This window comes from Duganella sp. HH101, assembly GCF_001758795.1.
GTDB lineage: Bacteria > Pseudomonadota > Gammaproteobacteria > Burkholderiales > Burkholderiaceae_D > Rugamonas > Rugamonas rivuli.
Genome location: NZ_LRON01000013.1, coordinates 84499 through 101079, shown reverse-complemented (window position 1 = coordinate 101079; position 16581 = coordinate 84499). Strand labels below are relative to the sequence as shown.

The window sequence follows — 16581 nt, the reverse complement described above, 5'->3', positions numbered from 1 at the left end:
TAAAAATCCGGAGACTTTATGCTGCTCGTACAATTCAAGAACGAACAAGGCGCACGCCAGATCGGCGTGCTGGAACAGAACACCATCCGCGTCATCGAAGGTTATAGCACGACCTACGCGCTGGCGCAGGACGCGATCCGCAAGTCGGTCGGGCTGGCCGACCTGGCGACCAAGGCCACCGGCCACGCCGTGCTGGCATTCGACGCCGTGGCCGCAGCCGGCCGCCTGCTGCCGCCACTGGACCACAGCGACGATGCCCATTGCTACGTCACCGGCACCGGCCTGACCCACCTGGGCAGCGCCGACACCCGCGACGCCATGCACAAGAAAATCGGCGGCGACGTCGAATCCCTGAGCGACTCCATGAAGATGTTCCGCATGGGCGTGGAGGGCGGCAAGCCAGCGGCGGGCGAAGCGGGCGTGCAGCCGGAATGGTTCTACAAGGGCGACGGCTCCATCGTCGCCGCCAGCGGCCAGGCCCTGAACATGCCGGACTTCGCGCTCGATGGCGGCGAAGAGCCGGAAGTGGCGGGCCTCTACGTGATCGGCGACGACGGCCAGCCATACCGCGTCGGCTACGCCATCGGCAACGAGTTCTCGGACCACGTGACCGAACGCCAGAACTACCTGTACCTGGCACACTCCAAGCTGCGCGCCTGCGGCCTGGGCCCGGCGCTGCTGGTCGGGGAAGCGCCTGCGCATATCGAAGGCACGTCGCGCATCTACGACGTGGAGGGCAAGGTACGCTGGCAGAAGGCTTTCTTCAGCGGCGAACAGAATATGTCGCACACCATCGCCAACCTGGAGCACCACCACTTCAAGTACCCGCTGTTCAAGCGTCCCGGCGATGTGCATATCCACTTCTTCGGCACGGCGACGCTGAGCGTGGCCGACAACATCGTCGTCAAGCCAGGCGAGACGTTTGAAATCGAAGCGCCGCAGTTCGGCCCGGCCCTGCGCAACAAGCTGGCCGTGTACAAGACCGAAGTCGCGAAAGTGAAAACATTATGATCATCACCGGTGAAGCATTGATCGGCGGCGTTGCCGTCAAAGGTACGGGCGCTGCCATCCGCGCCTACAACCCAACGCTGCAACAGCAGATGGAGCCTGAGTTCTTCGGCGTCGATTTCGCGCAGATCGACCAGGCCTGCCGCCTGGCCGACGCCGCGTTCGACACCTTCCGTGCGCTGAGCGACGAGAAGCGCGCCGTCTTCCTTGAAACCATCGGCGACCAGATCATGGCGCTGGGCGATGTACTGGTCGAACGCGTGATGGCCGAAAGCGGCCTGCCGCGTGCGCGCGTCGAGGGCGAGCGTGGCCGCACCGTCGGCCAGTTGAAACTGTTTGCCAACCTGCTGCGCGAAGGTTCGTGGAACGATGTCCGCATCGACAAAGCGCTGCCGGAACGGGCGCCGCCGCGCCCCGACCTGCGGATGCGCATGATCGGACTCGGTCCGGTAGCCGTCTTCGCGGCCAGTAACTTCCCGTTGGCGTTTTCTGTAGCAGGCGGCGACACAGCATCGGCGCTGGCGGCCGGCTGCCCGGTCGTGCTGAAGGCGCACTCCGCGCACCCCGGCACGTCGGAGCTGGTGGGCCGCGCCGTGGTGAAGGCGGTTGAGCTATGCGGGCTGCCTGCCGGCGTGTTCTCGCTGCTGACCGGCAGCGGCAATGGCATCGGCCAGGAGCTGGTGCGGCATGCGGCCATCAAGGCGGTCGGCTTTACGGGTTCGCGTAGCGGCGGTGTGGCGCTGATGGGCGTTGCGGCTGGGCGGCCGGTGCCGATTCCCGTGTATGCGGAAATGAGTTCGATCAATCCGGTGTTCCTGCTACCGCGCGCCCTGGCTGCGCGGGCCGAGGACATCGGCGCCGGCTTCGCCGCTTCGCTGGTGTTGGGTGTGGGGCAGATGTGCACCAATCCGGGCCTGGTGATCGGCATCGCCGGCCCGGACCTGGATCGCTTCGCTCATGCGGCGGCACAGGCGCTGGCGGGGGGCTCGGCCTGCGCGATGCTGTCGCCGGGGATCGCGGGCAGCTTCCAGCGCGGGATCGCGCAACTGGCGGAACATGCGGACGTGAAGACGCTGGCACTGGCGCCGCAGTCGGAAGGCAAGGGCGCTCCGGCGCTGTTCGTCGCCAGCGGCGAGGCTTTCCTGGAGCAGCATGCGTTGTCGGAAGAGGTATTCGGCCCGGCTTCGCTGGTGGTCGCGTGCAAAGATGTCGCGGAACTGCACAAGGTGGTGGAGAGCCTGGAAGGCCAGTTGACGGCCACGCTGCAACTGGACGATGGCGATCTGGATCTGGCGCATGCGCTGCTGCCTGTGTTGGAGCGCAAGGCGGGCCGCATCCTGGCCAACGGCTTCCCGACCGGGGTTGAGGTGTGCAGTGCGATGGTGCATGGCGGGCCGTTCCCGTCGACGTCCGATGGACGCAGCACGTCCGTAGGAACGGGCGCTATCGTGCGCTTCCTGCGTCCGGTGTCGTATCAGAGCCTGCCGCAGGCATTGCTGCCGGAAGTATTGCGCGACACCGGCGCCGCAGCCTGGCGCCGCCGAGATGGCGAACTGACGCGCAGCTGATAAAAACAAGACGGAGACCGTATGACCCAATTGGCCAAATTTGGCAGCTTGCGCGGCAAGCGTGTATTTATCACCGGTGGCGGCACCGGCATCGGTGAGGCGATGGTGATTTCCTTCGCCGAGCAGGGCGCGCAGGTGGCGTTCGTGGACATCGCCCGCGACGCCAGCCTGGCGCTGGTGCGCCGCGTGAAGGAAGCTGGCTATCCCGAGCCGTTGTTCCGACAATGCGACATCACCGACATCCCTGCGCTGCAGGACACCATGTCCGAGATGGTCGCTGCGGTGGGCGACTTCGACATCCTGGTCAACAACGCCGCCAACGACCAGCGCCACGAAACGGCGGAAGTAACGGTGGACTACTGGAACGAGCGTATCGCCATCAACCAGCGGCCGATGTTCTTCACCTGCCAGGCGGTATTGGCGGGCATGAAGAAAAAGGGCTCCGGTTCGATCATCAACGTCGGTTCTATCTCGTGGCATGTGAAGAATGCCGGCTATGCGGTGTACGCCACGTCCAAGGCTGCGGTGCACGGCCTCACGCGCGGGCTGGCGCGCGAGTTCGGCGCGCACGGCATCCGCGTCAATACGGTCACGCCAGGCTGGGTGATGACGCAGCGCCAGATCGACCTGTGGCTGGACGACGCGGGCGAGCAGGACATCAAGCGCAACCAATGCCTCCCGACCAAACTGATGCCGCAACACGTGGCATCGATGGTGCTGTTCCTGGCCGCCGAAGACGGCGCAATGTGCACAGCCCAGGAGTTCATCGTCGACGCAGGCTGGGTATAAAAACAATGGGGTCAAGTCTGACATTTGGACACGGCCTCTGCTGTAACAGCCGCTACTGCAGAGATCGTGTCCAAATGTCAGACTTGACCCCAGCCTTTAGAAGGTAAGAACATGGTAAAGACATGTTTCTCCGCGCTGGCGCTCGCCGCCGGTGCAATGACTGCCGCCGTCGCGGCGCCGGTGCTGACCAGTCCTGATCGCCACGTCGCCGTCACACTGCACTCCACCGCCGCCGGCGCGTTGAGCTACTCGATCTCTCGTGATGGCAAGCCGGTGTTGATGGCTTCCACCTTGGGCCTGCAACTGCAAGGGGCCGACCTGGCCAGCGCCTTGACGCTGACCGCCACCTCCAAGGCCCATGTCGTCAACGACCAGTACCAGATGGCGGTTGGCAAAAAGAGCAGCATCAGCTACCGCGCCAACGAGCAGACCTACACTGTGCGCAATCCGCAGCAGCAGGCGATGGATATCGTGTTCCGCGTATCGAACGACGGCGTCGCTTTCCGCTACATCGTCGCCGAACCTGCGCTGCCGCACAAGAAGCTGGTCCAGGAACTCACCACCTTCTCCTTGCCGCCCGCCGCCAAGGCATGGCTGCAACCGATCGCCGTCGCGCAGACCGGCTGGGGCCGCACCAATCCATCTTACGAGGAGCACTACCAGATGGACATCCCGGTCGGCATGCCATCGCCGTCGCCGGCGGGCTGGGTGTTCCCGGCGCTGTTCAAGAGCGGCGACAACTGGGTGGCGATCTCCGAAGCCGGCATGGACGGCAGCTTCCAGGCCTCGCGCCTGGCGCCCGAGTCCTTGGGCGGCATCTACAGCATCGGCAATCCTATGGCCGCTGAAGTATACCCCGGAGGCGGCTTGCTGGCCGAAGTCGACGGCACGCTCACATCGCCATGGCGCCTGCTGGCATTGGGGCCGCTGAAGACGGTCGTCAACTCCACTCTGGGCACCGACCTGGCCGCACCGGCCATCGCCTTCGACAAACAACTGGTCAGGCCCGGCCACGCTTCGTGGAGTTGGGCGCTGATGAAGGACGATGCCACGGTCTACGACGTGCAGAAGAAGTTCATCGACTACGCCGCCGACATGCACTGGGACTACACCCTGATCGACGCTGACTGGGACCGCAAGATCGGCTACGACAAGATCAAGGAGCTGGTCGGCTACGCGGCAACGAAAAAAGTCGGCATCCTGCTCTGGTATAACTCATCCGGCCCCTGGAACGAGACCGAGTACTCGCCCAAAAATCAGCTGCTGACGCACGAGCAGCGCGTGGCCGAGTTCAAGCGCCTGCGGGATATGGGCGTCAAGGGCGTGAAGATCGACTTCTTCAACGGCGACGCACAATCGATGATCGCCTACTACATCGCCATCCTGCGCGATGCCGCGGATGCGGGTTTGCTGGTCAACTTCCACGGCGCCACGCTGCCGCGCGGCTGGACCCGCACCTGGCCCAACCTGATGACCATGGAAGCCGTGCGCGGCATGGAGTTCACCACCTTCGAGCAAGCGGACGAGGACAAGATGCCGACCCACGCAGCCATGCTGCCGTTCGCCCGCAACCTGTTCGATCCGATGGACTTCACGCCGATGGTGTTCGGCGACATCCCCAAGATCAAGCGCAGCTCCAGCAATGGCTTTGAACTGGCCACGTCGGTGCTGTACATCTCCGGCATCCAGCACTTCGCCGAGATCCCGGAAGGCATGGCGACCGTGCCGGCCTACGTCAAATCCTTCCTGCAGCAGCTGCCGCGCAGCTGGGACGACAGCCGCCTGCTGGACGGCTACCCGGGCCAATACGCCGTCATCGCGCGCTGCGCCGGAGACACCTGGTACATAGCCGGCATCAACGCCACCAGTGCCGACAAGACGCTGATGCTGGACCTGTCCTTTGCCGGCGCCAAGCAGGGCACGATCATCGGTGACGGCGACGCCGAACGCAGTTTCACCCAGCGCAGCATAGCGAAGGGTAAAAAAGTAGCAGTCACGATCAAGCCGCACGGCGGTTTCGTCATAAAACTATAAACAGGAGATCACAATGAACCAAATCAAACATGGCGTACTCGCCCTGTGCCTGCTCGCCTCGGGCGGCGCGTTCGCAGTCGACACCATCGGCCTGACCATCGACGCCGGCAAGCCGGGTGCAGTCATCAACAAGGATATCTACGGCCAGTTCGCCGAGCATCTCGGTACCGGCATCTACGAGGGCATGTGGGTCGGCCCTAAATCGAAGATCCCGAACACCAAGGGCTGGCGCAACGACGTCGTCGGCGCTTTGAAGGCCATGCACGTGCCGCTGGTGCGCTGGCCGGGCGGCTGCTTCGCCGACGAGTATCACTGGAAGGACGGCATCGGCCCGCGCGAGAAACGGCCGGTCAAGGTCAACACCAACTGGGGCGGCGTGGAAGAGTCCAACGCCGTCGGCACGCACGAGTTCTTCGACCTGGTCGATCTGCTGGGCGCCGATGCCTACGTCAACGGCAACCTGGGCACCGGCAGCGCACAGGAGATGTCGGAGTGGGTCGAGTACCTGACCTCGGACAGCAAGTCCACGCTGGCCAACCTGCGCCGCAAGAATGGCCGCGACAAGCCGTTCAAGGTGGCCTATTTCGCGATCGGCAACGAGGCCTGGGGCTGCGGCGGCAATATGACGCCGGAACACTACGCTGACCTGTACAAGAACGTCGAGACCTTCCTGCGCGCGCCGCAGCAATACCGTCCGAAGATGATCGCCAGCGGCGGCAACGACAACGATGTGAGCTGGTCCGAGGTGCTGAGCAAGCAGCTCAAACGCCAGACCGACGGCATCAGCTTCCACTACTACACCATCCCGACCGGAAAATGGGAAGTGAAGGGCGCGGCCACCGGCTTCCCCGAGAAGGAGTGGATGTCCACGATGTCCAACACGCTGCGCATGGAAGACCACATCCGCAAGAACTCCGCAGCGATGGACAAGAGCGACCCGGAAAAGAAACTGGGCCTGTTCGTCGACGAATGGGGCACCTGGTACGACGTGGAGAAGGGCACCAACGCCGGCTTCCTGTTTCAGCAGAACACCCTGCGCGATGCGGTTGTTGCAGCGCTTAACTTCAACATCTTCCATGCCCATGCAGACCGGGTGCGTATGACCAATATCGCGCAGATGGTCAACGTGCTGCAATCGATGATCATCACCGACAAGGACAAGATGGTGCTGACGCCGACCTATCACGCGTTCGAGATGTATGTGCCGTTCCAGGGCGCGGTCTCGCTGCCGCTGACGCTGTCGAACAATCCGCAGTACGCGCTCGATGGCGCCAGCGTGCCGGAGATCAGCGCGTCGGCCGCGCGCGGCACGGATGGCAAGCTTTATCTGGCGCTGGTCAACACCAATCCTGCGCAGGCTGCGGATGTGGCGATCAACGTGCCGGGGCAGGCGATCAAGGCCGTCAAGGGCCGCGTGCTGACCGCCGCCGCGATGGACGCGCATAACACTTTCCAGGCGCCGCAGGCCATCAAGCCTGCGCCGTACAGCGCCACTGCCGTCGATGGCAAGCTGACGGTGAAGATTCCGGCGAAGGCCGTAATCGTGGTAGCGGTGGAGTAACGCCATGAGCGAACACGATATCTCGATCTCGCGCCGCAAGGCCATTGCGGGCGGCGTTGCGCTGCTGCTGGCGGGTTGTGGTGGTGGAGGCGGCACTGCCGCCCCGGCGCCGACGCCAACACCGGCGCCGGCTCCTACGCCGACTCCAACACCAACGCCGACGCCGACGCCCACCCCGTCGCCGACCAGCATCACGTTCGGCGAGGCGTCCGTGCACGATCCCGCCGTCATCAAGGTGGACGGCACGTACTACGTCTTCGGCTCGCACCTGGCCGCCGCCAAATCGACGGACCTGATGAACTGGACGAAGATCGCCGACGGCGTCAATGCGGCCAACCCGCTGTTCAACAACGTCGTCACGGCGTTGGCGGATACCTTCACCTGGGCGCAGGTGACGGACTTGTGGGCGCCGGACGTGGTCAAGCTCGGCGACGGCAAGTTCTACTTCTACTACAACGCCTGCAAGGGCGATTCCCCGCGCTCGGCGCTGGGCGTGGCCGTCGCGGACAAGGTCGAAGGCCCGTACGTCAACAAGCAGATCCTGCTCAAGTCCGGCATGTGGGGCCAGGTGAGCGAGGACGGCGTCAACGTCTACGATGCGCTAACGATGCCGAACGTGGTGGACCCGACCACCTTCTTCGACAAGGATGGCAAGCTGTGGATGGTCTACGGCTCCTATTCGGGCGGCATCTTCATCCTGGCCATGGACCCTGCCACCGGCTTGCAGAAGCCGGGCCAAGGCTATGGCAAGCACCTGATGGGCGGGAACCACAGCCGCATCGAAGGCGCGTACGTGATGTACAGCCCGCAGTCGAAGTACTACTACCTGTTCACCTCCTTCGGCGGACTGGATGCGAACGGCGCCTACAATATGCGCGTGGCGCGCTCGCTGAACCCGGACGGCCCTTACGTGGACGCCAAAGGCAACGACATGGCGAACGTCAAGTCCAATCCCGCGCTGCCGCTGTTCGACGACGCCAGCATCGCACCGTTCGGCCAGAAGATCATGGGGAACCACCAGTTCGCACTGGCCGACGGCGAAAGCGGCACGCCGCTGGGCTATGTATCGCCAGGCCACAACTCGGCCTACTACGAAGCGGCTACAGGCCAGTACTTCCTGGTGTTCCACACGCGCTTCCCCGGCACCGGCGAGCTGCACCAGATCCGCGTGCACGAGATGTTCATCAACGAGGATGGCTGGATCGTGGTGTCGCCGTTCCGCTACGCGCCGCTCAGCAAGAGCGCGACGGCGCTGTCGGCCGAGGTAACGGCCGCCGATGCCGCCGGTGCGTACAAGATGATCAACCACGGCAAGGACATCACGGCAGCGATCAAGGCCTCGCAGAATATCCGGCTGGCCGCCGACGGCACGGTTTCCGGCGCCGCCACCGGCACTTGGAAGCATAATGGAGCCAACAAGATCGCGATATCGCTGGGCGCAGCGGGAATCTTCAACGGCGTACTGTCGCGCCAATGGAATACCAACGCCAGCGCTTTCGTGGTGACGTGGACGGCGCAGTCGGTGGATGGCGTGTCGATCTGGGGTGCGCGTACAGGGAGTTGAAATGAAGTCTGCGATATTTGCATTGGGTCTGGCGGCGCTGTCGGCTTGCTCCGCCAAGGAAGTGAGCGTCCATGATCCGGTGATGGCGAAGGAGGGGGATACCTGGTACGTGTTCAGTACGGGGCCGGGCATCACCTTCTACAGCTCCAAAAACATGAAGGACTGGACGCCGGAAGGCCGGGTCTTCAAGGAGCAGCCGGTGTGGGCCAAGCGCGCCGCGCCGACGTTCGACGGCCATATCTGGGCGCCGGATGTGCACTTCCATAATGGTAAATACTATTTGTACTATTCCGTGTCCGGCTTCGGCAAGAACACGTCGGGCATCGGCGTCACCATCAGCAAGACGCTCAATCCCCGCTCGCCGGACTACCGTTGGGAAGACAAGGGCATGGTGCTGCAATCGGTGCCGCTGCGTGACGACTGGAACGCCATCGACCCGAACATCGTCGAAGACGGCAAGGGTGGCGCGTGGATGGCGTTCGGCTCCTTCTGGAGCGGGCTGAAACTGGTCAGGCTGAACGCGGATTGGACCGGCCTGGCGGAGCCGCAGGAATGGCACGCTATCGCCAGCCGCTCGCGCGGGCCGTCGGTGGCGGACAAGTCGGCCGGGCCGGATGAAATCGAAGCGCCCTTTATCTTCAGGAAGGGCGAGTACTACTACCTGTTCGCATCCTTCGGGCTTTGCTGCCGCAAGGGCGACAGCACTTACCATGTCGTGGTCGGACGGTCGAAGGATGTCACCGGGCCGTACGTCGACAAGAACGGCGTGGACATGATGAAGGGCGGCGGCTCCACCGTCATCGCCGGCGACAAGGACTGGAAAGGCCTGGGCCACAACAGCGCCTACACCATCGATGGCAAGGACTTCATGGTGCTGCACGCCTACGAGACGGCGGATAACTACCTGCAAAAGCTGAAAATCATGGAAATGAAGTGGGACGCCAGTGGCTGGCCGTCTGTGGACCAGGCTGACCTGAACCGGTACCGCAGCACGCAGCTGCCGACGCCATGACGGTGGCGGTCGCGCTGCGCAGGGCCGCTGCGTTCATCTTTGCGGCGGTGCTGGGTGGATCGGCCAATGCTACCGCGCCGTTGCAGCTGTTCCCCCTGGCTGACGTCCGCCTGGGCGACAGCCCGTTTCTGGAAGCCCAGCGGACGGACCTCCACTACCTGCTTGAGATGGAGCCCGACCGCCTGCTGGCCCCATTCCTGCGCGAAGCCGGACTGCCGCTGAAGCAGCCGAGCTACGGCAATTGGGAGTCCACGGGTCTGGACGGCCATCTCGGCGGCCACTACCTGTCCGCGCTGGCGCTGATGTACGCGTCCACCGGTGACGAGGAAGTCCTGCGTCGGTTGAACTACTTCGTCGCGGAACTTAAACGCTGCCAGGAGCGCAATGGCAACGGCTACATCGGCGGCATCCCGGACGGCAGCGCCGCGTGGCAGGCCATCGCCAGGGGCGAGCTCCATGCGGATAACTTCTCCGTCAACGGCAAATGGGTCCCGTGGTACAACCTGCACAAGGTGTACGCCGGCCTGCGCGATGCCTATACCTATGCGGGCAACGCGGACGCACGCGCCATGCTGGTCTCGATGTCCGACTGGGCGCTGGAACTCACGTCGCACCTGAGCGAAGAACAGATGCAGACGATGCTGCGCAGCGAACATGGCGGCATGAATGAAGTACTGGTCGATGTCGCCCAGATGACGGGGCAAAAAAAATACATGGACCTGGCGATCCGCTTCTCGCACCAGGCCATTCTGCGGCCTCTGGAAGAGGGCAAGGACCAGCTCACCGGCCTGCACGCCAATACGCAAATTCCCAAGGTGATAGGCTTCAAACGCATCGGCGACATGACCGGCCGCCGCGATTGGCAGCAGGCCGCGCAGTTCTTCTGGCAGACCGTGCGCGATCACCGTACCGTCGCCATCGGGGGCAACAGCATCAAGGAGCACTTCCACGACGACAGGGACTTCTCGTCCATGGTCGACGAGGTGGAAGGCCCCGAAACCTGCAATACCTACAATATGCTCAAGCTTACCGAGCTGTTGTTCCTCAGTGACGCCAACGGCAGCTACACCGACTACTACGAGCGCGCGCTGTACAACCATATCCTGTCCTCGCAGCGTCCGGACAGCGGCGGCTTCGTCTACTTCACGCCGATGCGGCCCAATCACTATCGCGTCTACTCGCAGGTGGACAAGGCCATGTGGTGCTGCGTGGGCTCCGGCATCGAAAGCCATGCCAAGTACGGCGAGTTCATTTACGCGCATCGCGGCGACCAGTTGTATGTGAACCTGTTCATCCCATCGACGCTGAACTGGCGCGCCCAGGGCGTGACGATCGCCCAGACCAATCGCTTCCCTGACGAGGAGCGCAGCACCATCACGGTCCATGGCAGCAAGGCCTTTACGATGAAGATCCGCTATCCCGAGTGGGTGGCGCGGGGCGCCTTGCGTATCACCGTCAACGGCAAGCCTGTGCGGGCCGATGCAGGCGCGGACCGCTACGTCAGCCTGCACCGGCTATGGCGCGACGGCGACAAGGTCGATATCCGGCTGCCGATGAAAACCCATCTGGAGCAGATGCCGGACAAATCCAACTATTACGCGGTGCTGCACGGCCCCATCGTGCTGGCGGCGAAGACCAATCCCTTCGCCGGCGAAAAGCTGAACTTCTTCGCCGACGACTCGCGCATGGGCCACGTGGCGCAAGGGCAGGTCTGCCCGCTGGAGTCCGCGCCGGTGCTCGTCAGCGATACCAAGGCCTTCATGGATCGCTTCAAGCCGGTTTCTGGCAAACCGCTGACGTTCACCGCGCCCGGCCTGGTGCAGGGCAAGAACGTCGGCAGCGTCACGTTCATCCCGTTCTTCCGCCTGCACGATTCGCGCTATGTGCTGTATTGGCCGTATTCGACGCCTGCCAACCTGGCCTCCATGCAGACCAGGGCCGCTCAGGACGAGGCGGCGCGGCTGGCGCTGGATGCGCAGACCATCGACCAGCTCGCGCCGGGCGAGCAGCAGCCGGAGTCGGACCATTTCTTCAAAGGCGAGGGCGCCGACGCGGGCATCAACAAAGGCCTGCATTGGCGGCATGCGAGCGGCTGGTTCAGCTATGATCTGAACGACCCGAAGGGCGAAGCACGCACGCTGCGGTTGACTTACTCGACACTGGATGCGGGCCGCCGCTTCGATATCTTCATTAACGGCCTGCTGCTGGCCGAGGTAGTGCTGGACGCCGCGTCGCCGCAGGAGATCTACACAAGGGACTACGTCATCCCGCCTGCGATGCGGGCCGGCGGCAAACTGGCGGTCAGATTTGTCGCGCGCGAGGGCTCGATGGCGGGCGGCTTGTACGGTTTACGGCTGCTGCGCTGATGTCAAAACGAGTATCAAACTGCCAGAAAATGTCATTGGATAGATATTCGTGTTTCTCATAGTATGTGATCCAGAAAATACATAAAAATCCATCTGGAGACTTTGCTATGACATGCAATCGCAGAACCGTATTGGCCGCCGCATTCCTGGCCGCCTTTGCCTTCAACACCCCGGTCTTCGCGGCCAAGCCGCTGGTGATCGGGTTCTCGCAGGTCGGCGCCGAAAGCGAGTGGCGCACCGCGAACACCGTCTCGATCAAGGACGCCGCCAAGAAGGACGGCATCACCCTCAAGTTCGCGGACGCCCAGCAGAAGCAGGAGAACCAGGTCAAGGCGATCCGCTCCTTCATCGCCCAGCGCGTGGACGTGATCGCGTTTTCGCCGGTGGTGGAATCGGGCTGGGACACGGTGCTGCGCGAAGCCAAGGCCGCGAAGATCCCCGTCATCCTGACCGACCGCGCCGTTAATGTCAGCGATCCTTCGCTGTTCGCGACCTTCATCGGCTCGGACTTCGTGGAAGAGGGCCGCCGCGCCGGCCGCTGGCTGCTGGAGCGCGCCAGGAAGACGCCCGATACCGTTATCAATATCGTTGAGCTGCAAGGCACGGTCGGTTCGGCGCCTGCGCTGGATCGGAAGAAGGGCTTCGAGGAAGTCATCGCCGGCAATCCCAAGCTGAAGGTGATCCGCTCGCAGACCGGCGACTTCACCCGCGCCAAGGGCAAGGAGGTGATGGAAGCCTTCCTGAAGGCCGAGGGCAAGAAGATCAACGTGCTGTACGCGCACAATGACGACATGGCGATTGGCGCGATCCAGGCGATCGAGGAAGCCGGAATGAAGCCGGGCAAGGACATCGTGGTGATTTCCATTGACGGCGTCAAGGGCGCTTTCGAGGCGATGATCGCCGGGAAGCTGAACGTGACGGTGGAGTGCAGCCCGCTGCTGGGCCCCCAGCTGATGCAGCTGGCGCGCGATGTGGTGGCGAACAAACCGGTGCCCAAGCGCGTTGTCACCCAAGAGGGCGTGTTCCCGGCCGAAGTCGCGGCCAAGGAATTCCCGAACCGTAAATACTGATCCAATGGCTATCTTATCTTCCGCGCCGGTGCTGGAGCTGCGCGGTATCAGCAAGGCTTTCCCGGGTGTGCAGGCTTTGAGCGGCGTCGCGCTGAACCTGTATCCGGGCGAGGTGCATACGCTGATGGGGCAGAATGGCGCCGGCAAATCGACGCTGATCAAGGTTCTCACCGGCGTGTACGCGCCGGACCAGGGGCAGATTCTGCTGGACGGGCGGGCGATACAGCCTTCGTCCACGCTGGATGCGCAGAACCTGGGCATTAGCACCGTTTATCAGGAAGTGAATCTTTGTCCGAACCTGTCGGTGGCGGAGAATATCTTCATCGGCCGTTATCCGCGCAAGCGTGGCGGTATCGACTGGGCCGGCATGCAGCGGCAGGCGACGGAGCTGCTGGAGCGGATGCAGATACAGATCGATGTGTCGCTGCCGCTGGCGCGCTATCCGCTGGCGATACAGCAGATGGTGGCGATCTCGCGGGCGTTGCTGGTGTCGGCCAAGGTGCTGATACTCGATGAGCCGACTTCCAGTCTCGATGAGAAAGAGGTAGAACTGTTGTTCAACGTCCTGCGCGGGCTGCGCGAGCAGGGCATGGCGATATTGTTTGTGACGCACTTCCTGGACCAGACCTACGCGATTTCGGATCGCATCACCGTCATGCGCAACGGTGAGCGTGAGGGCGAGTATGCATGCAGCGAGTTGTCGCGGCTTGAGTTGGTGAACAAGATGGTGGGGGCGCCAGCGCCAGCGCAGGCACCTGCGCCATCGCCGGTTGCTGCCGCTGCGCCATCCGCACCGTCGAAACTCACGACCTTCCTGCGCGCTGTTGGCCTTGGCCGCAAGGGCGCGCTGTCGCCGATGGATATCGAGCTGCGGCAAGGCGAGCTGCTAGGGCTGGCCGGCCTGCTGGGCTCCGGCCGCACCGAGGCTGCGCGCCTGCTGTTCGGCGCCGACCGCGCGGACAGCGGCAGCATCGTCATCGACGGCAAGGAGTGCAACTTCGCTTCACCGCGCGACGCCATCGCAGCCGGCATCGGCTTCTGCTCCGAAGACCGCAAGCACGAGGGCGCGGTGCTGGAGCTGTCGGTGCGCGAGAACCTGATCCTTGCGCTGCAAGCCCGCACCGGCATCCTGCGCGCGATTCCGCTCAAACGCCAGCAGCAGCTGGCTGAGGAATACGTCAAAGCGCTGGGCATCAAGACGGCCAGCATCGAGACGCCTATCGGTACGCTCTCCGGCGGCAATCAGCAGAAGGTGCTGCTGGCGCGCTGGATGGCCACGGAGCCGAAAATGCTGATCCTGGACGAGCCGACGCGCGGCATCGACGTGCGCGCCAAGCAGGAGATCATGGATTATGTGACAGCGTTGTGCCGCAAGGGCATGTCGATCCTGTTCATCTCGTCCGAACTGCCGGAGGTGCTGCGCGTGAGCGACCGTATCGTCGTCATGCGCGACCGCAAGGCCGGGGGCGAGTACCCGCGTGGCGCGTTGGACGAAACCTCGGTGCTGCAAGTGATCGCCGCAGGGGACGGCCATGAATAGCCCAATGAACGGCGTTGCCGCATCCCGCGCCCCGGGCAGCCGCCCGGCCACCGCCACCACTTCGGTCTTGTCCATGTTTGTGCGCCATTCCTTATTCCGCCCGCTGGCGGCGCTGGTCCTGCTGTTGTTGGTGGACCTGCTGCTGGTCCCCGGCTTCTTCCACCTTGAGATCAAGGACGGCCACCTGTACGGCAGCCTGATCGACATCGCCAACCGCGCCGCGCCGCTGGTGCTGGCCGCCCTCGGCATGACGCTGGTGATCGCAACGCGCGGCATCGACATCTCGGTCGGCGCGGTGGTGGCCATCAGCGGCACCGTCGCCGCGATGCTCATCGGCGGCGCCTCCGCCGCCGACACGCCGATGGCATGGGCACTGTGCGCAGCGATGGGGGCGGCGCTGCTGTGCGGCGCGTGGAACGGCCTGTTGGTCGCCGGCCTGGGACTGCAACCCATCGTCGCCACGCTGATCCTGATGGTGGCGGGGCGCGGCCTGGCCCAGCTCTTCACCGACGGCCAGATCCTCACCGTCTACTACAAGCCGTTCTTCTTCCTCGGCAGCGGCTACCTTTTCGGCCTGCCGTTCTCGCTCTACATCGTCGGCGCCGTGTTCCTGGCGACCGCACTGTTGATGCGCAAGACGGCGTTGGGCCTGTTCATCCAGGCGGTCGGCATCAATCCGGTCGCGGCGAGGCTGGCAGGCTTGAAGACGGCGGTGCTGGTCTTCTTCGTCTACGTATTCTGCAGCGCCAGCGCCGGCCTGGCCGGGCTGATGATCAGCGCGAACATCAAGAGCGCGGACGCCAACAACGCCGGCTTGCTGCTGGAGCTGGACGCCATCCTCGCGGTCACGCTGGGCGGCACCTCGCTGGCTGGCGGCAAATTCAGCCTGGCGGGAAGCGTCATCGGCGCGCTGATCATCCAGACGCTGACCTACACCATCTACTCCCTCGGCCTGCCGCCGGAAGTGAACATGGTCGTCAAGTCCGTGGTGGTCTTCCTGGTCTGCCTGTCGCAGTCGGCGGAATTCAAGAACATGTGGCGTGCCCTGCGCGCCAAAAAACAAGGTGGCGCGGCATGAGCGGCATGATACTTCGCGGGCGGGCCTGGATGGCGTCGCCGTACTTCACATCGCTGGTGACGGTGCTGCTGCTGGTTGTGCTGCTGGCGGCGGGCGGCGTTGTCTATCCCGGCTTCCTGTCTTTGCAGGTGCTTTTCAATCTGTTGATCGACAACGCCTTCCTGCTGGTGATCGCCGTCGGCATGAGCTTCGTCATCCTTTCCGGCGGCATCGACCTGTCGGTAGGCTCGGTGCTGGCGCTGACGACGATGGTCTCCGCGTGGCTCTTGCAAAGCTGGCACCTGCCGCCGCTGCTGGTGATCGTCATCGCGCTGGCGCTGGGCGCGGCCTTCGGCGCGGCCATGGGCGCGATGATCCATTACTTCAAGCTGCAACCGTTCATCGTCACGCTGGCCGGCATGTTCCTGGCGCGCGGCCTGTGCTACCTGATCAGCATTAACTCGATCACCATCGACGATCCACTTTATGTCGCCATGTCGCAGACGCAGTTGCCGATACTGGGCGGCTTCATCTCGCCCGGCGCGCTGATCGCCTTGCTGACGCTGGCCACCGCCATCTACGTCGCGCACTGCACGCCGTTTGGCCGCGCCATCTATGCGGTCGGCGGCAGCGAACAGTCGGCGCTGATGATGGGCCTGAGGGTAGGGCGCACCAAGGTGATGATCTACGCCTTCAGCGGCTTCTGCGCCGCGCTGGCCGGCGTGCTGTTCTCGTTCTACATGTTGTCCGGCTACGGCCTGCATGCGCAAGGGACGGAACTGGACGCGATAGCGGCGGTGGTCATCGGCGGCACGCTGCTCAGCGGCGGCTATGGCTACGTGGCCGGCTCGCTGTCCGGCGTGCTGGTGCTGGGCACCATACAGACATTGATCGCCTTCGACGGCACCCTCAGTTCGTGGTGGACCAAAATCGTGATCGGCGGCCTGCTGTTTGTCTTCTGCGTGGTGCAGCGGCTGATGGCATTGGGCGCAAAACATAAAAAATAACCGGA

The 16581-nt window shown here is 63.7% G+C and carries 12 protein-coding genes; all 12 read left to right on the top strand.

What is annotated here, in order from left to right:
* Positions 1-18: 18 nt before the first annotated feature.
* The 12 genes from araD1 to yjfF all read left to right on the top strand — a co-directional run bounded on the left by araD1 (position 19) and on the right by yjfF (position 16576).
* Complete coding sequence (gene araD1 / locus DUGA2_RS20430) at positions 19-1011, top strand: AraD1 family protein (RefSeq protein WP_070271322.1); 993 nt, start codon at positions 19-21, stop codon at positions 1009-1011.
* The gene (locus tag DUGA2_RS20425; RefSeq protein WP_070271321.1) at positions 1008-2576 is read left to right on the top strand and encodes an aldehyde dehydrogenase (NADP(+)); all 1569 of its coding nucleotides are present in this window, start codon (positions 1008-1010) and stop codon (positions 2574-2576) included. The genes araD1 and DUGA2_RS20425 overlap by 4 nt, the downstream gene beginning before the upstream one ends.
* 21 nt (positions 2577-2597) lie before the next feature.
* Positions 2598-3365 carry an SDR family NAD(P)-dependent oxidoreductase gene (locus DUGA2_RS20420; RefSeq protein WP_070271320.1) on the top strand — a complete coding sequence of 256 codons (768 nt, stop codon included), beginning with the start codon at positions 2598-2600 and terminating at the stop codon, positions 3363-3365.
* A gap of 111 nt (positions 3366-3476) precedes the next feature.
* The gene (locus tag DUGA2_RS20415) at positions 3477-5399 is read left to right on the top strand and encodes a glycoside hydrolase family 97 protein (protein WP_070271319.1); all 1923 of its coding nucleotides are present in this window, start codon (positions 3477-3479) and stop codon (positions 5397-5399) included.
* A 13-nt stretch (positions 5400-5412) separates the two neighbouring features.
* Entirely contained in the window at positions 5413-6960 is a 1548-nt protein-coding gene (locus DUGA2_RS20410; protein WP_070271318.1) for an alpha-N-arabinofuranosidase, read from the top strand.
* 4 nt (positions 6961-6964) lie between these two features.
* On the top strand, positions 6965-8524 hold the full coding sequence (locus tag DUGA2_RS20405; protein ID WP_070271317.1) for a glycoside hydrolase family 43 protein: 1560 nt from the start codon (positions 6965-6967) through the stop codon (positions 8522-8524).
* Between the two features lies 1 nt (position 8525).
* Positions 8526-9536, top strand: a complete 1011-nt coding sequence (locus DUGA2_RS20400; RefSeq protein ID WP_070271316.1) for an arabinan endo-1,5-alpha-L-arabinosidase — start codon at positions 8526-8528, stop codon at positions 9534-9536.
* Positions 9533-11902, top strand: a complete 2370-nt coding sequence (locus DUGA2_RS20395) for a glycoside hydrolase family 127 protein (RefSeq protein WP_070271315.1) — start codon at positions 9533-9535, stop codon at positions 11900-11902. Before DUGA2_RS20400 ends, DUGA2_RS20395 begins: the two co-directional genes overlap by 4 nt.
* A gap of 107 nt (positions 11903-12009) precedes the next feature.
* On the top strand, positions 12010-12972 hold the full coding sequence (locus DUGA2_RS20390; RefSeq protein ID WP_070271314.1) for an ABC transporter substrate-binding protein: 963 nt from the start codon (positions 12010-12012) through the stop codon (positions 12970-12972).
* A gap of 4 nt (positions 12973-12976) precedes the next feature.
* Complete coding sequence (locus DUGA2_RS20385; protein ID WP_070271313.1) at positions 12977-14512, top strand: sugar ABC transporter ATP-binding protein; 1536 nt, start codon at positions 12977-12979, stop codon at positions 14510-14512.
* A gap of 73 nt (positions 14513-14585) precedes the next feature.
* The gene (locus DUGA2_RS20380; RefSeq protein WP_373994844.1) at positions 14586-15590 is read left to right on the top strand and encodes an ABC transporter permease; all 1005 of its coding nucleotides are present in this window, start codon (positions 14586-14588) and stop codon (positions 15588-15590) included.
* A complete protein-coding gene (gene yjfF, locus DUGA2_RS20375) occupies positions 15587-16576 on the top strand; it encodes a galactofuranose ABC transporter, permease protein YjfF (RefSeq protein ID WP_229214736.1) in 990 nt (329 codons plus the stop codon). The genes DUGA2_RS20380 and yjfF overlap by 4 nt, the downstream gene beginning before the upstream one ends.
* The last annotated feature ends 5 nt before the right edge of the window (positions 16577-16581 follow it).

Bases quoted from the DNA above. Each gene is read 5' to 3' on its own strand.
- DUGA2_RS20405 (WP_070271317.1), top strand. From the start codon at position 6,965: ATGAGCGAACACGATATCTCGATCTCGCGCCGCAAGGCCATTGCGGGC.
- DUGA2_RS20420 (WP_070271320.1), top strand. From the start codon at position 2,598: ATGACCCAATTGGCCAAATTTGGCAGCTTGCGCGGCAAGCGTGTATTT.
- DUGA2_RS20425 (WP_070271321.1), top strand. From the start codon at position 1,008: ATGATCATCACCGGTGAAGCATTGATCGGCGGCGTTGCCGTCAAAGGT.
- DUGA2_RS20380 (WP_373994844.1), top strand. From the start codon at position 14,586: ATGTTTGTGCGCCATTCCTTATTCCGCCCGCTGGCGGCGCTGGTCCTG.
- araD1 (WP_070271322.1), top strand. From the start codon at position 19: ATGCTGCTCGTACAATTCAAGAACGAACAAGGCGCACGCCAGATCGGC.
- DUGA2_RS20410 (WP_070271318.1), top strand. From the start codon at position 5,413: ATGAACCAAATCAAACATGGCGTACTCGCCCTGTGCCTGCTCGCCTCG.
- DUGA2_RS20415 (WP_070271319.1), top strand. From the start codon at position 3,477: ATGGTAAAGACATGTTTCTCCGCGCTGGCGCTCGCCGCCGGTGCAATG.
- DUGA2_RS20395 (WP_070271315.1), top strand. From the start codon at position 9,533: ATGACGGTGGCGGTCGCGCTGCGCAGGGCCGCTGCGTTCATCTTTGCG.
- DUGA2_RS20385 (WP_070271313.1), top strand. From the start codon at position 12,977: ATGGCTATCTTATCTTCCGCGCCGGTGCTGGAGCTGCGCGGTATCAGC.
- yjfF (WP_229214736.1), top strand. From the start codon at position 15,587: ATGAGCGGCATGATACTTCGCGGGCGGGCCTGGATGGCGTCGCCGTAC.
- DUGA2_RS20400 (WP_070271316.1), top strand. From the start codon at position 8,526: ATGAAGTCTGCGATATTTGCATTGGGTCTGGCGGCGCTGTCGGCTTGC.
- DUGA2_RS20390 (WP_070271314.1), top strand. From the start codon at position 12,010: ATGACATGCAATCGCAGAACCGTATTGGCCGCCGCATTCCTGGCCGCC.